The sequence below is a fragment of the Paenibacillus chitinolyticus genome (assembly GCF_045038035.1).
Classification (GTDB): Bacteria; Bacillota; Bacilli; order Paenibacillales; family NBRC-103111; genus Paenibacillus_F; species Paenibacillus_F chitinolyticus_A.
The window spans coordinates 1,652,796-1,667,926 of record NZ_CP173427.1 but is presented as its reverse complement, the minus strand read 5'-3'; the positions used below and the strand labels follow the sequence as shown (position 1 = coordinate 1,667,926).

At 57.6% G+C, this 15,131-nt stretch carries 12 protein-coding genes; all 12 read right to left on the bottom strand.

The window, feature by feature from the left end:
- Window positions 1–66: 66 nt before the first annotated feature.
- Window positions 67–1,143 carry a DUF418 domain-containing protein gene (locus ACI48J_RS07590; RefSeq protein WP_405082339.1) on the bottom strand — a complete coding sequence of 359 codons (1,077 nt, stop codon included), beginning with the start codon at window positions 1,141–1,143 and terminating at the stop codon, window positions 67–69.
- A 112-nt stretch (window positions 1,144–1,255) separates the two neighbouring features.
- On the bottom strand, window positions 1,256–1,612 hold the full coding sequence (locus tag ACI48J_RS07585; RefSeq protein ID WP_405082338.1) for a glyoxalase superfamily protein: 357 nt from the start codon (window positions 1,610–1,612) through the stop codon (window positions 1,256–1,258).
- A gap of 25 nt (window positions 1,613–1,637) precedes the next feature.
- Window positions 1,638–2,378: a YdcF family protein gene (locus ACI48J_RS07580; protein ID WP_405082337.1), complete on the bottom strand. Its 741-nt coding sequence runs from the start codon at window positions 2,376–2,378 to the stop codon at window positions 1,638–1,640.
- Between the two features lie 110 nt (window positions 2,379–2,488).
- Window positions 2,489–3,013, bottom strand: a complete 525-nt coding sequence (locus ACI48J_RS07575; RefSeq protein ID WP_231392014.1) for an HXXEE domain-containing protein — start codon at window positions 3,011–3,013, stop codon at window positions 2,489–2,491.
- Window positions 3,014–3,036: 23 nt separating this feature from the next.
- Window positions 3,037–3,768 carry a metallophosphoesterase family protein gene (locus ACI48J_RS07570; RefSeq protein WP_405082336.1) on the bottom strand — a complete coding sequence of 244 codons (732 nt, stop codon included), beginning with the start codon at window positions 3,766–3,768 and terminating at the stop codon, window positions 3,037–3,039.
- A 171-nt stretch (window positions 3,769–3,939) separates the two neighbouring features.
- Window positions 3,940–4,113 carry a YhcH/YjgK/YiaL family protein gene (locus tag ACI48J_RS07565; RefSeq protein WP_405082335.1) on the bottom strand — a complete coding sequence of 58 codons (174 nt, stop codon included), beginning with the start codon at window positions 4,111–4,113 and terminating at the stop codon, window positions 3,940–3,942.
- Entirely contained in the window at window positions 4,074–4,424 is a 351-nt protein-coding gene (locus tag ACI48J_RS07560; RefSeq protein WP_405082334.1) for a YhcH/YjgK/YiaL family protein, read from the bottom strand. Before ACI48J_RS07560 ends, ACI48J_RS07565 begins: the two co-directional genes overlap by 40 nt.
- 99 nt (window positions 4,425–4,523) lie before the next feature.
- Window positions 4,524–4,706: a hypothetical protein gene (locus tag ACI48J_RS07555; RefSeq protein WP_405082333.1), complete on the bottom strand. Its 183-nt coding sequence runs from the start codon at window positions 4,704–4,706 to the stop codon at window positions 4,524–4,526.
- 64 nt (window positions 4,707–4,770) lie between these two features.
- A complete protein-coding gene (locus ACI48J_RS07550) occupies window positions 4,771–6,864 on the bottom strand; it encodes a methyl-accepting chemotaxis protein (protein ID WP_405082332.1) in 2,094 nt (697 codons plus the stop codon).
- Between the two features lie 269 nt (window positions 6,865–7,133).
- The gene (locus tag ACI48J_RS07545) at window positions 7,134–8,765 is read right to left on the bottom strand and encodes a hypothetical protein (protein WP_405082331.1); all 1,632 of its coding nucleotides are present in this window, start codon (window positions 8,763–8,765) and stop codon (window positions 7,134–7,136) included.
- A gap of 62 nt (window positions 8,766–8,827) precedes the next feature.
- A complete protein-coding gene (locus tag ACI48J_RS07540) occupies window positions 8,828–12,760 on the bottom strand; it encodes a hypothetical protein (protein WP_405082330.1) in 3,933 nt (1,310 codons plus the stop codon).
- A gap of 14 nt (window positions 12,761–12,774) precedes the next feature.
- Window positions 12,775–15,123 carry a hypothetical protein gene (locus ACI48J_RS07535; protein ID WP_405082329.1) on the bottom strand — a complete coding sequence of 783 codons (2,349 nt, stop codon included), beginning with the start codon at window positions 15,121–15,123 and terminating at the stop codon, window positions 12,775–12,777.
- Window positions 15,124–15,131 lie beyond the last annotated feature (8 nt).

Sequence of the window (15,131 nt, the reverse complement as noted above, 5' to 3'; positions counted from 1 at the left end):
CGAACCCTTTTTCCACAATTATACATTCGGTTCCGCCCTTCGTCTAACAAAAGGTCAGCTCTACGCTTACAGCTTTCTCATCAAGGCTTCCAGCGGCCCTCTGGTAAATTTGCGTCTCCAAAGAAGACTCGCCCCGACCGCAGCGGCAAAATAACCGATAGAATACGCGACGGAGAAAGGCAGGGAGCCGTTTTCCAGCACCCCCAGCACCTCCAGAAGACCAAGGCCCGCAATGACATGCAAAACATAGTGGCTCAGCGCCATTTGCCCTGTTCGGACAAGAGCGGTGAGCCCACGCTGTCCGGGCACTTTCTCCGTCACGTGGATGCACGCAAAGATAACAAGCACGGCCGTGCTCGTCGCGGAAACCATATAGAGTAAATTGGGCGGCATAGGCTTCGTCTCAAAAAGATAGCGCGCCCCCTCTTCTCCAATCGCGGAAAAACTCAGCTTTATCGCAAGCCGTGAGATCAGTTCGCTTACAGCGAACACGATCAGAGAGACGGTCACCCGCTTGATGCGCACAGACGGATCGGTAAGATCCAGACGGCCGATCAGCATCCCCGTCACAAAAAAAGCAAACCACGGAAGCGCGGGATGGAACCCGTTAAAAAACAGATTCCGGATAAAGCCGCCGAGCGTCCAAAAATCCGTGTAGGCATGAAAAGAAGCATCCCAGCCCGCCCCATAATCCAGCGCGAGCTGTGCAATTTGACCTGCCGATACGGCGGTAACGGCCGCAGCCGCAAGGAAGCGGTCAGATGAACGGATGAGGAATGAAGCCGCAAACAAAAACAAGGCATAGTAGTGCAAAATATCCGCCGTCCATCCCACTGCCAGCAGAAACAGTCCGAGCGCAAGCAGGTACGCCGACCTTTTGCGGAGGACGAGTTTCTGCTTCGCCAGCTCGGGCTCGTCACCCTGCCGGGCTCTGCGGGTCATGAGGGAAATGCCGATCCCCGCCAGGACGACAAATACCGCCGAGGCTCTCCCCTCGAACAAACCGGCGAACACGGCCAGCCACGAGGGCCCGCTTCCGTCCGCCATCATCGCGATCTTGTAGTTCACCACGATCATCCCGAAAATGGATAAAGCCCTGGCCAAATCCAGCCCGGAAACTCGCGCTTCTTTTTTAACGACCATCCTAATAAAAACCTCCAGGATATTATTTTACCTACCGGTAAGTAAAATAATAACCGAAAAAAGACCGGTCTGCAACCGGACGTTTTTAAATGCGCAGCCTGTTTACTTTTACTTATTCGAAGAAAATCAGTTTATTCCCGAAGGGGTCGGTTACCGTACATTCTTTGGCTTTCCATGGCGTAAGCTCGATCCCGGGCTTGGCGTAGGGATAATTTTTGCCGATCAGCGCCTTCTGCAGATCTTCTACGCCGGAAACCGCAATCCGGAGCGCCGCTCCGGGGCTGCAATCTCCGTAATGCTCGCTGAGTTGAAGAACGATTTCATCCCGGGAAATCTGCATGTACAAAGGCATGCCGGGCTCGAAGCGATGTTCCCAATCCAGCGTGAACTCGAGAAACTCCACATAAAATTGTTTGGCTTTCGTTTCATCGAATATGCGCAAAATAGGGGTTATTCCCGTTAAGGTCATTTCGTTGGCGCCTCCTTTCCCCGAATCAACTTACCCATGTCTTGATCATGGCGAAGTATTCCCGGATCATATTAATCGGTTTGAGATGCACCGGTGACGGGCTCGAAAGGCCGTACGCTTCATAGCCCTCCCGTTTCGCCAGCAGCTTGGCCCGGTACATGTGATAGTCGCTTGTGACAATGAGGATTTTCGGATCGTGGATGCCCTTTTCGTTCAAAACGGCTTTGGTAAACCTCAAATTTTCGCGGGTGCTTGTCGATCTGCTTTCGAGAAGAATCCGGTTCTCCGCGATTCCTTTCTTCACCAGGTAGTCCCTCATAGCCACCGCTTCCGGCACATTTTCGCCCGGGCCTTGACCGCCCGATACGACTACGGTGATGTCCTTCTTCCCGGAAACGTAAGCGAACCCCGCATCCAGTCTCTGCTGAAGCGTGAGCGACACCTCGAATCCTTTCAGGCCCGATCCCAAAATAACGACGGTGTCCGCTCCCGATGTTTCGGCTTCGTCGGCGCCCATTTGCGAGACCACGAACGATTCCACGACCGCAAAAGAAAGGACGACCAGAAGAGAGCCCGCCCACAGCGTCTTTCGCAGCCTCACGCGCTTGCTAAAATCAATCCTCCTGATGATCAGGAGAAGGACGACTGCGGCGCAAAAAAGCATCATCCCGAACCGTCCTCTAAACAAAAAAGGAGAGCTCAAAAATGTCAGCACCAACAACACGTCCGCCACTTTCGCTTTCCTGATTCCAGACCATCTCTTCATGTCACGGTTCTCCTTAATCTTCCCCGCCTATAACCGGCGTATTTGCCGAACGAAATCGGTTCCGGTAAATCTTAATGGCGCTGTCTGCTATTGCGGCCGCATACACGCTTTCAATCGGGCACGACCTTCTTCCCGAGCTTATGCCCCGCCAGCACGACAGGCAGCAAAAGCAGCCCCAGCGGCGCACAGGTCAGCAGGTCCTGCCAAGTTGCCGCTCCGTCCCGGAGCAGCCTGTAAAACAAATAAACCGAGTAGGGCAGGCTTACCGCGACGGCGGTCACTACACCCGGTGTGTAGGATCTCAGCAGGACCGACTGTCCCAGATGGGTAAATACATGCACGAACAGGAGCGCATTGAACCCGATAAACAAGGCCCAAATTCCCCTCTCGGCCGCCAAATACGTGACCGGGATAAACAGAATAAATTCAACAAACACGGCCACGGCAAACTGCGAGGATTTCACGTTCGACATGTCCTTGAACAATTTTTGTCCCGGTCCCGGGACTCTCGGCCGAAGCCTCGCGTAGTTTCTGTTCATCCACGACTCCACAAAAATGATTTCTTCGAAATCGTGAATCATAAACGCCGCAAGGAACAGCCAGACGACCGCGTTCAGTGAAAGATAATCGTCCATGAGCGTAAGTTCCCCCGTCTGCTCTAGTCTTTGATGCCCCGGTATCTCGCGGTACGAAGCTCTTTGATATAGGCATCCAGCGCGGGCATGCCCGACTCCACGGCCTGGCTGACCGAGCGCTCGATATCGTAAGGAACTCTTACGAACCGGATTTCAAGAGGGGCCGCCGTCCGGCAATCGAAACTTCCCTCCAGAACGACGTAGGAAGCCTGGGGCAGATCGAGCGGATTTCCGACGCTTCCTACATTGAACAGCACTTTGCCGTACAAATGCTGGAGATACGCGTTATGGATATCGCCGTAACCGACGATATCGGCGGGAATCCGCTCCCGGCATTTATCCGACGATTCGAACAGGGAAAGCCGCTTCTCCGGCTCGTCCCACGGCTGCACGCGCTCGTACAGGCTCCGGGGCGAAGCGTGGAACAGCCGCACGTATTTGCCGCTCATATAAAATTCGAGCGAAAAAGGCAGCCCCGCCAAGTATTCCAGCCGCTCTTCCCCGAGCACGTTCTGATGCCACTTCAGATCCTCGATCTCCGTGTCCCGGGCGATGAAATCGTCCCAGTTCCCGCTCACAACCTCCTCGCAGTGCCGGCGGATCAGATCGACCGCCTTATCGCCATGCGGTCCTTTGCCTATCAGGTCGCCCAGGCAAAAGATTCTCGCGATGTCTTTGCGCCGGATATCTTCCAGCACGGCTTCCAGCGCCGGTATGTTTCCGTGAATGTCTGACAGGATCGCTATTTTGTCCACACGTTTGTCCTCCGTAAGTCCGGCAGGTTAACCTGCTCTCTGTATTGGGTTGTATCTACTTTCGATCCGCCCGAGGCGGCTTCCTGCTTTTCCCTCCCAAACAATCTTTCATTCCTTAGACGAAATAGACGAAAAAAAGACTGCAATGATGGCTCATCGCAGTCTCTTCGTTTAAGCTTGATCAAACAAGGCCGTACTGATTTTGAACACCGCTTTGCGAATCGGGGAAGCGGGTTCCCCGTCTCCGCTCCTCAAACCGGGCCGGTGGATGTCCTCCGGGAAGAATACGGCATACATTCCCGGAGTCAGCCGGAGGCGTTCTTCTTCCGCGGCGGGTTCGAACAAGATATAATCCTGCTCCGGTTGCGCTCCGCTGCCGCGCTCTTTCCTTTATCCGCCGGCCATCCGATAGTCTCCGTCCCTTCCAGAAGGAAATGAACGTCGATGTAGCGCTCGTGCTTTTCCGCCTTTGCTTCGGCGGGATCTTTGGCTTCCAGCTTCATGATCGTAAAGAAAATCTCCTCTCCCTTGACCGGATGCTTGCCGTTTTCCAGCTCCCGAAACTGAACTTTTTGCAGCCGGTCCACGACAGCCGCCAGCGCGGGATGCGCAAACTTACGGTCCCGCTTCCAGTTGTTCAGGCTTCCCAATATCATTTCGTTCCGCACCTTCGCTTATCAAATTCCGAACGCAGCTCCCTGCGCTCGGTTTAGCGCCGCATGACGGGAGTACACCGCCTGCCGCGGCCTACAGGCTTACGGATTTTTAATCCAGTCCAGATTAAAGCGGGTGAACAAAATCTGGCCGGATTCCCCTTCGTAGAGAAGGCCGATGCTCTTGTCCGGCAAAACCGTCATGGACGAGTACGCATAGCTGCCCGGCGTCACACCTTGGAGTAGGACCAGGTAGTCCCCCCGTCCTCGGGCGGCCTGCGCCAAAAAAGCCTGCCGGATCGGCAGGCTTTTTTGGCGTGTGATGCGGGGGGCTGTTCCGGCCCTCCCGTCATATTTTGAAATTGGCGATCGTTTGCTTGAGCTGTTCGGCGCTTTCTCTCGTGCCTTCCACAATATCCAGCACTTTGTCCGAGCTGTCCAGCGCAACGCTCGCTTGATCCGAGATATTCCCGGTTCCGGCGGCCGATTCGTTGTTCGCGATCGAAATTTCGTTGATCATGAGCGCCATGTCCTGAATCGCCCGGCTCAGCTCATGCGCGGTCGCGTTGAAGCTGCCCAGCAGATTTTCGTAAAACTCCGCGTCCCGGTAGTACTGCCGGCCCGTTTCCACCATCGCGTTGTAGTCGTTGATAACGGTCGTATCGATGAAGGCAAGCATGCTTTCGGAGTTTGCCTTCAAGTTCTGCACCGAAGAGGTGACGATTTGGACGACTTCGCGGATTTTGTTCGCGGAGTTCCCCGATACCTCGGCCAGTTTGCGGATTTCGCCGGCTACGACGGCAAACCCCCGGCCCGCTTCCCCTGCTCTCGCCGCCTCGATATTGGCGTTCAGGGCAAGCAGATTGGTCTGGGCCGTAATCTCCAGAATGGAGCTCGCGAGTACCTGAATCTGCTCCACGGCTCTGGACTGCTCGATGGCGCTCTCCAGCTTCTCCCGCATCTGCCGGCCGATTTCAACGGCCCGTTCGGACGAGGCGACAGCGGTCTCGCGCAGATCTTCCGCCCGCTTGCTGACTTCCTTCGAAGCCTCTTCGCCCTGCTTCGCCTGATCCGCAATCCGGTCGACGGACTGGCGGATGCTTGCGGACGAATGGTTCATCTCTTCCGTCGAAGCGGCCGTTTCTTCCATGGCGGCGGCCATTTGCTGCGTCGTGCCGGACACGTTCTGGATTTGGCTGTTGAGATCCGTCAGATGACTGCTTACCGCCGTTACGGAGCCGCCAAGCTTGTCCGACTCTTCCACAACCGTACGGATCGTGTCGCTGATCGAAGACTGCATCGTGTGCATCGATTGCAGCAATACGCCCGTCTCGTCTTTGGATTTCATAAATTTCTGCGGAACCGGGTGGGAGAAGTCGCCGCTCGCGATGACTTTCAAATGACCCGTCGCCACTTTAATCGGCGTCGTAATCCGGTACGAAAGCAGCACGAGAATAGCCGCAAATACGAGAATACTGCCGATAATGACGATGACCAGACCTTTTTGCAGGGCCGAAACATTCTGCATATACTCTTCGACCGGCTTGAAGGAAATAATGTACATATCCTGCAGGCCCGATTTGGCGTAAGAAGCGATTTGCTGTTGGCCGTTCAGCGTGAAGTACCCGATCCCCTTCTTATTCGTGCTTACTTCCTTGAAAAAGGCGGGAACGTCTCCTTCGGCTTTGGTCATATCGTATTTCAGCACTTCTTTGCTGTTTTCCGCAGCGACGAGAACTCCCGCCGCATTGATCATAAACGTCTTGACGTTGCCTTCCTCCGTGGACCGGACGATATTCGCCGACAGCTTCGTCAAGTCAACCGCCGTCCCTACGATGGAGGGCATCGCATCCGTACTTCCGTCGGGAATATGCGCCAGCAGCGCCATAATCGGGCCGCCGGTTACGGGAGACTGGACCGGTCCGAACAGGACGGGACCTTTCTTCATTCCTTCGAGCAGAGACTTGTCCAGTTCAGCAACCCCGATGTCGATGCCCACGGATTGCCCGCCGATGCCGTCGGACACGATCGCGCTGTTATACGCGGCATAAATATTTTCATACAGGCCGTTCGCATCCGTGATGAGCTTGCCGAGATAAGCGGATGCGGCGGCCGCGTTTTCCGTTTTCGGATTGCCGGTTTTTTTAATTTCCTTGAATGTGTTGATCAGAAAAGGATTGTTCGCGATCGTCGAAGAACTTAACGATAAGTTCGTGAAAGCCAGATCCATCTGGTTCACCTTCTCCGAAACGATGTTCGTCATGGACTGTCTTGCTTCAGCTTGGAGCGAATCGGCCGATGAGCCGCTTGCAAACCACAGCGCGATTAACATCGGAATGGTCATACAAGCAACCGATATCAGCATGATTTTGGCGAACAACCCGTTCAAGTTGATTTTGCCGAGGACACCGCGTGCCCGTTTTGCCTTGCTATTTAACATCATGCTCCCCCTCTTATAGCGGCGTACGCCAAAAATAGATATCTACTTTATCGACAAAAACAGACAAAATGTTGATAGTAATTTTATTGAATTCGACAATTATATAAAAGATTTTATTTCTATAGACCTATTGTATATAGGCCAAAAGAAACAGCCCCTTCAAGAAGAGGCTGTTTTTGTTTGACGGGTCATATGGATAGATCCGATATTTCGCAAAACATTCAAACTCGGACTATCTTTTTAACAACAAAAGGTAACCGCGATGTGTCCGGCTAAAGAGCTCCCAGCACGTCGAGCAGAGCTTTCTTCTTATCTTCCCCGATAGGTCTCTCCAAAATTTCCTCCAGCAGCCGGGTCAGGAGCTCCGCTCGTTCTGCACGATCCGCTCCGTTCGTTTTCTCCAGGCCTCCATGCGGTAGAACGATATCATCGGGAATTTCGTCGGAGATTTTTACCGTCGCCTCTTCCCCGCTAGATCCGTTTCCCAGAGGAACAAAATAATAGTACGTACTCGGATTCACCTGATTGTCTTTGAAAAAGCTTTCGCCGACCCAGTAGCTTGCTCCCCTCCGTACGGGGAACATAAACGTGTTCGGGTTCGAATAATTGTACTTCGTCCAGTTGCCGGTGAAACCTCCCGTATTCCCGCCGGTGGTCTGCACCATATATCCGTCGGTCCCTCCGTAAATCCAGCCCACCGATAAAACCTGTTGCCACGGGAGGTAGACATAACCGATCACAAAGCCGTCCGTTCCCGCCAAATGCGTACCGGTACTGATCCGCTGATTGTAACCGAGCATCCCTACGCTGCCCGCAGCGCTTAAAGCTCCTTTAACCGTAGTGTCGGACAAGGTTGATGCACCGCCGACGGACAGTGCGCCCTGCACGGACGAACTCCCCAGCGAAGCGGCGCCCTGCACCGTAAAAGGGCCCGTAACCGTCCCGCCTGACATCGTTGCGGTGCCGGTTACGTTCAGCGTGCCGTTCGCGTTCAGAGGGCCGGTTACGTCCGCGCCGCCTTTCAAAGACGCGGAGCCCGACACCTGGAGCGTCTTGCCGTTCAATCCGGCGGCCGTCGTGACGTCTCCCGCCGCGGACAACGTATTCGGCGTCTCGTCCGGGTTCGTGATGTGTACGGTCACCGCTTCGTACAGATACGACGTTTCGCCGCGAATCCCGTCGGTCCGGCTTGCGATGAGAATGAAGGTGGTCGTCTGGCTGAGGCCCTTCGTCACGACGAAAGAATTATCGGTTCCGCTGTACAGCGGAGCGGAGCCAGCCGTCGTGACAATCTGATACTGGCTGGCGTTGCCTTCCCAGCTCAGCTTGAATGCCTGGCCGTTTGCGAAGCTGCCGCCCGGCACGATGTCTGGTTTGGAGCTGTCGTAGGCGCCCGCCACAAAATTGCGTACGAAAAACTCCGGCAGCCCGATCGTCAAGCCGAACGGCAGATCGCGCGGCTGATAATCTCCGGAGAACGAGGAGGACGTCTCCAGGATGTGCAGGTTGCGGATGTCGCCGAGAGCGGCGGAGACGGAGCCCACGCCGACCGTCAAGATCAGCGGATAGTTGATCAGGTAATCCTGCGACGACTTGGCCGTGAATTTAAGCGGAATGTAGGATATGCCGACGGCCAGTCCCACCTCGCTGCCTTCGACGACCTTTCCGACCGCGTACTGCCACTTATCCGTATTGACCCCCGGGTCAAAGATATCCTTCTGACTAAGCGCCCCCGAAGGAATATACAGATCGATTTCGGGACAATAAACCTCCTCCCCGGGGGGAGGGGTCACGACCAATGTTACGGTGCCGAAAGCGGAAGAGTTCCGCGTACTTGCCTGCAGGGGACTCGGTGACGTCAACACACTGTAATTCAAAAGTGCGGGAAGATCAGCTTTGCTCATCGTTTGAAACCTCCATGGGTTAAAATGCCCTTTTATGGTTTGGCTTTTGGTTGGCTTACGGTTTAGCTTTCAGATTCGGATTCCGATGTGTTCCTCTTGCCGGGTTCCGAAGGTTCGGTTCCGGCCCCTTGAGCGGACTTGCTCCGGAATCGCAGCGTGCCTTCGCGCAGCGACAAGGACCGGGAGTTCAGCCGGGCCTGCTGGTCGATTTCGGTCAAAGTATACGTCAGAAAAACGGGCGGTCCGCCTGCCGGGGATTGCCGCTCCAGCCACTCCCACTGTCCTCCGTTATCCGAGGGAACGGGGAGCGTTATAACGCCGGCCGGCTCGTTCTCTCCCCCGGCCGTCTTATCCGGAGCGGGCTGAAGCACGGTCAGGATCGGCCCCGTCCGGAATTGAAGGTTTAACGCGCTCAGCACGGGATCGGTAAAGCGGGCAGGCAGCTCCAGAGCCTGCACCGGAACGATGCCCGTGACCGCGTGAACCGCAGCGCGCGGATCCAGCAGCAGCATCACTTCGGCCTGCCGGACGCCGTCGAACCGCAGCGAGAAGAAATTGCCGGGTCCGATCGGCCGGACATAACCGGCCGCTTCCTCTCCCGCCTCAAGCGGGTGGACGCTGTTAAACCGGTCGTAAGCGCCGTTAAGGAAGTAGCCGATCAAGCCGTCCTTCCGGATTTCCGTGTCGCCCAGCCTCACCTCGTAATCGTTCCCGGTAAAATCGGACGGCGGCGGGTTGAAGGTGGCCGCCCAGCCGGTATCCCTCGCGGCCGGGCCGTCCAGCGTCAGCTTCAGATTGGCGCGCACGAGCGCAAGCGGCCTACCCGCGAGGACCGACACGTTCCGGTCGCTGCTTGCGGATAGGGGATCAATCGTCCACAAGGAGGCATCGATCGCCTCAAGAAAACGGCTGAAGGCATCTTTGTCCGCGGCCGTCAAGCTTTGCAGCATTTTGGCCAGCTCGGGCGCCCGCTTCTCGATATCCGCAAAATTGGCGTAAGCTCCCATCGGCGCATAGAACAGATGAACCCGCTTGACGCCATCCTTGCCTGCGATCAGGCCGACGTCACCGACAGCACCGCCCTGCGCATCGTACACGGATACCGAGCCGTTGAGATGATTCGGGAGCAGCCAGCCCGCAACGGGGTTCGCCGCGCTGTCCAGGTCGGCAAATCTCCCCGGATCCCGCGCATCAACAAGGCGGAATTCGAGGCGGATGTGCTGGTTCGGCCTCGGCGGAAGCTGGATGAACCGCTGGGCATTCCGCGCCTCGATCGGCGCGTCCGGCACAAGGCCTTCCGACAAAATCGGCTCAAACACGTCGGAACGGCTGAGCCCCGAATCGCCGATCACCTCCAGCACTTGCCCGAACGCGTCGTACACGGCTAAATAGGCGAAGGCGAACTGACCCTGCCGGACTCCCTGGAATTCCAGCGTATCGCCGGTCGAGCGGATGTAAGGGAGATCGTGATATTCGTCGCCGACGAGATCCGCCAGCGTTTTTTGCCCGCCGTCCTTGAACGTAAAGGTCAATCCGGGATCCGGCGCCCGGTTTACACGCGTATCGCGCAAAGCGAGCTGGCTCCCGAAACCGCCAAGCGACTGCGAGATAAAGTCCCAGTCGTCGATATCGTCGATTAGGTCGTCGAGCTGGTCCAGCAGCCCTTCGTCCGTATCTTCCGCTTCGCTTGGACGGGTACGGACAAGCTTTTTCAACCGGTCGCGGAAAAGAAAGCTTGTCTGCGGCGTCAGCAAAATGTCTCCCCCGATCTGCCGGTCGTTCGAACCGTAGGCTTTGCCGTCGTACCGGTAATCCGTTCCGTCGAACGTCCAGTTGGCATGCCCGATCGGATACCAGTCCGCCACCCATTTCAGCAGGAGCGGATTCCATGGCTGCTGCCAGCCTTTCGGAAGGAAGGCGGGAAGTATGCCCTGAAAATGGGCGGGATCGTGCTCCGCAATTATTTCCCGGGTGAGCGCGGGATGACCCGCGGAAATGACCGGAGCGTTGTCCGGATCGAGCAGGAAAAACTCGGCCAGCAGCAAACCGACAGCTCCGGCGAGCCGCAAGGCAGTCTCCGGCGGGATATAATCGCCCTGAAGAGCGGAGGCCAGTTCCGACAGACTCAGCGGAAGCTTGGGCAGCGCAGATGCCAGCTCAACCGCCGTCACGCTGTCGGCGCCGCTGACGATCCCGCCGACGATTTGCGCCGGCAAGCGGCAGGACAAAGAACTGTCCGGTCCGCTTATCCGGCCCGTACTGCCCGCCCCGCTGATGAAGACGACGGGATCATTGGCCCGCCAGTAGCGGGGGCCTGCCACCGGCTTAAGGTTCCGGTCCGCGTCCAGTTCGCCTTGGGCACGTTTCGCCCGCTCGAAAGCTTCGATCCCGGCCGCCAGCGCCTCTTCCGGGGTCCGGCCGTCCCCTTCCGCCGGTTGGGGCACACCTTGGCCGGCCAAGGAGCCTGCCTCGCCGAAGAGATCCATGATCTTCCTCGGCAGGCTGGCGATATTGTCCGGTCCCTCAGGCTTGGACGAATCGTAGGACGGATCGTTTTCGGCGGAGAGAGCCTTTGCGAATTGATCTTCCGTCAAACCGTCCGGCCGTGCGAATGCCGGATAAGATTCGAATTTCCCCCGTTTCCACCACGTATCGTAGAGCCGCCTCCGGGCGGCTTTCAATTCATTCAGCTTTTCGTCCAGCGCCGCTTGCGTAACGTTCAGCGCCGTGAGCCACTCTTCCGGTGGACGTTCTTCGAGGCTGTCCGGCCGGTCGGACTCCGCATCCACGACCGTCCACCGGTATCCGCCCGGCTTTGAGCCGAACCATTCCTGGCGGATACGGAGATCAAGAAGATCCCAGCCGCTCGGCTGGTCGAGTATATGAAGCATATCGTACTGAAACGCTTCGAGCAGGCCGGCCGCGTCGGGCATCTTCGCAAGCAGCTGCTGCGCCTTGACGTCGCCGTTCTTGGCACGGTCGTTCAGCTGGCGCCCGATCATCGCTTTAAAGGCATCGGCCGACGTATTTCCGACCGCCACATGTATCCCTTTGCCCGCGGGATCTTTGTATTTGTCCTTGACCGTCGGCAGCACGCCCGCGCGGCTCCACTTCACGCCAAGCACCATGCCATGATACAAGCTGGCCTGCGGGACCTCGCCGTCCGGCACGGCTGAGCCGTCCGCGGATCCTGTAGGAGCGGTTTTCCGAACCGTCCACGAAAACTCCGCAAGCTGCCGTTTGTAAGCGTCGGCCGGAGAGCTTCCGGAAGGCTTCGCGCTTTGGCATTTTTGCAGGGGATCTTCCGCATGATTGGAATACCAGCCGGCCACCAGATAACTCACCGCGCACTCCGGCTCGGCATCATCCAATGGATCCCGGAAGGAAAACACCTGGCTGCAGTGGCTTTGAAACGCGCTGAAAAGCGGATTGCCCGGAGCGACGGCTTTAACGAACAGCTGCTCGATGCCTTTTTCCGACCAGCCGCTCAGGTCGAATACTTGTCCGAGCACATCCGCGATTTGCCGGCCGCTGCCGCCCAGCCGACCGCCAGCCTGCTGGCGCAAGGGGTCCTTGCTTCCTTTCCACGCTTCTATAACGGCCGGATCAAAAACATAAGGCGCCGAACCGGCTCCGCCGGGTGCGTCGCTTTCCACAAGATAAGCCTTGGATACGCGACCGGCGGAAGTTCCGCCGAAGCGCACGATGAGCCAGCGGTTCGGGACCAGGGGGAATTCCACGCGCCTTGTGACCGGGTCCTGGACACCGTGTTTTAACGCGTCGGGAAGCGTCCAGTGTACGTAAACGCCGGTATGATCGTCCGGATTTCCCGCGAAGCCCCCGCCCCGGTCCGTCGGATCGGGTTCGGAGCTTCCGAAGCTTTTGACCTGAGTATAATTGTGCTCCCAGCGCCGGAAAGGCTGGTTGGCCCAGACATACGCGTTAACCGCAAGAGCACTGACGTCGATGGGAACCAATAAGGTTGAATTATCCATGATTTTCCTCCACTCTACTGCGGCTTAACTGCCATGCCCGGTTGAAACACGATGCGCTCCGGAGATTTAACCATCTGCAGGGCGAAATCGGAAGGGTTCAGCGTCAATTGTTCCAATTCCAGCGCTTGCTTGATCGCATCGGCCGACTGCTGCACAAGCCCGTCCGCCTGGTCGGGCCGCAAGTCCAGAATTCGTCCCGGTCTCAAATGACGGTCGCGAACCGGCAAATGGATATTCAATTCCGAACCGAAGGGAGATCCGGAACGGTCCGGAAGCACGCTGCGCAAATTGATTTCCCCTTCCTCGTTCAGGCCGAACTGGAATCCTTCCTGGGGCTCGCTTAGCTCGATCCGGTCCGGGATGCCGCGGAATAAGGCGAGCAGCACGCTGGACGAAAGCCGCTCCAGACGGGCGATCCCGAGCGGAAGGCCCCCGGCGTCGAAGGCGCGCACAGCAAGCCCCGGCCATCCGGCAACCGCAGCGGACCGGAGCAGGAAGCCCGCCAAGGGCAGGGCTTCCCCGCCTGGCGCCGCGCTCCGCTCATCTCCTTGACGGGTGCGGACGGTTTGCGCGGCCGCTTCGGCCGCCGCCCGGATCGTTCCTTTGGTCATCCCGTACGTAAACGAATCGCGGCTGGAATGCACCGCGACCGCCAGCATCCCGTCCAGCATGGCGTCCAGCCAGTTCGAATCCAGGTAGAAAAACCGGATGGATTCGGACGGCAGCATTCGCTCTTCCGGTACCAGGTAATAGAACGGTACGTCGTACAGCAGAAGCTTGTGGGCAAGCCACAGCGCAATCGGCTCCAGATCGTCCCGCGTCAGCTCCGCTACCGCCTCTTTGACCTCATCTCCGGCCAAAAATTGCTGCAGCGCGGCGACGGGGCTCCCGCCGGTGCCTGCCTGGGACAACTGCCGGCGCGCGGAAAGATTCCGCGGCGGGTCGTCCTGCGGCAAACCGTAAAGTGGCGGCTTTGGGATTTGCTCCAGCAAATCCCCCTTCATCGCGTCGAGCAGCGCTTCCCGCATCAAGCCGGATTGCGCGAGCTCCTTCAAATCGGCCGTGTCCGTCAGTCCCAAAGCCTCCAACCGGTGATACAGCAGGTCTGTCAGCCGGTGGCAGCGGCGGCGGTAATCCAGGAGCAGCGAGCCGAACGTGGTGTCGGACAATGCGAGACTGCGCCCGATCTGCCAGGCGGCCGCCAAAGAGGCGTCAAACAAGCCGTTCGCCTTGTCGTAAATCAAGGCCGCGTCCGCCGTGAGCAGCGGTTCCGCAGGCAGAAAGGGAGCCGGCCGGACCGGAGCGAGCGGCCCCCGGTACCAGGCGAAGGTATCCTCCCCGCTCCGGATATGGAACGGAAGGGGCACATAACCGCAGCGCAGCCGCTTCCTCGCTTCGGCGCCGGCCGCGTCGTCCTGCGGCGCTGTCCGCTCCTCCCCTCCGTCCGCCCCCTGCGGCAGCCGGAGCAGCAAAGCGCCGGGATCGTACGCGGAGCCGGACATTTCCTCGGCTACCAGGCGATGCATGAGGCCCGCGAAATCTTCCTTGCTGTCGGGGCGGCAGCGGAACGTCCACCTCGCCAGGGACAACAGGGCGATTTTCTCTTTAGGCGGCTTTGCGCCGGGCTGCAGAAGATCGTCGAATTTTTCCAGCGATACGAGATGAACAATGTTTTTGGAGCCGCCTTCATCGGTCTCCTGCGCATAAGGAAAACGGTTGCCCGTCACGACGCTGTACCACCCGTCTTCCTCATGTCCGGCTGCTTTATCCTGCGTATTTAACTCCCTGACGTGCGTCAAATAAGGCAGCTCATTCAGTTGAGGAATGATCGACCGGAACACACCGGCATCCATTTGAATGTAAAAACAGGTCTGGCCGTCGGTTACGTCCGCCTCCCGGACCAAATCCGGGGGAACATACACGTCGGGGCTGTTTTTCAGCCCCATAAATTCGCCGGCCGTCGAGCGGATGGCCAGCGTTTCGGCATCTGTCCTGTCCGCAGGTCCGGACAGAAGCTCCCCTTCCTGGAAGAGAAGCAGAGCAAGCCAGGGGATGTTCGGCCCGCTCATCTCACGCTCCCACGGCAAAACCCGTGTATTCAGCACCAGGTGCGGAAGCTCGTCGGCAAATTTGCCGGTGCTGCCCGCGGGCGGCACCAAGCTGTGTATCTCTGAAGGATCGATCGCAAACTGCGGGGCGTGCACGATAAAAGGCTGTTCGGCCGTCAGAAGGGCCTGTTCCTGAGCGGTCATCCCGATATCCTGCACGGACTGCTTCACGGTTACCTTGTAATTTCCGGCGGGTAAGCCGGGTAAATCATGATCATAAAACCGGATTTGACCCTGCTGGGGTTCGTCACTCATGTTCTCCG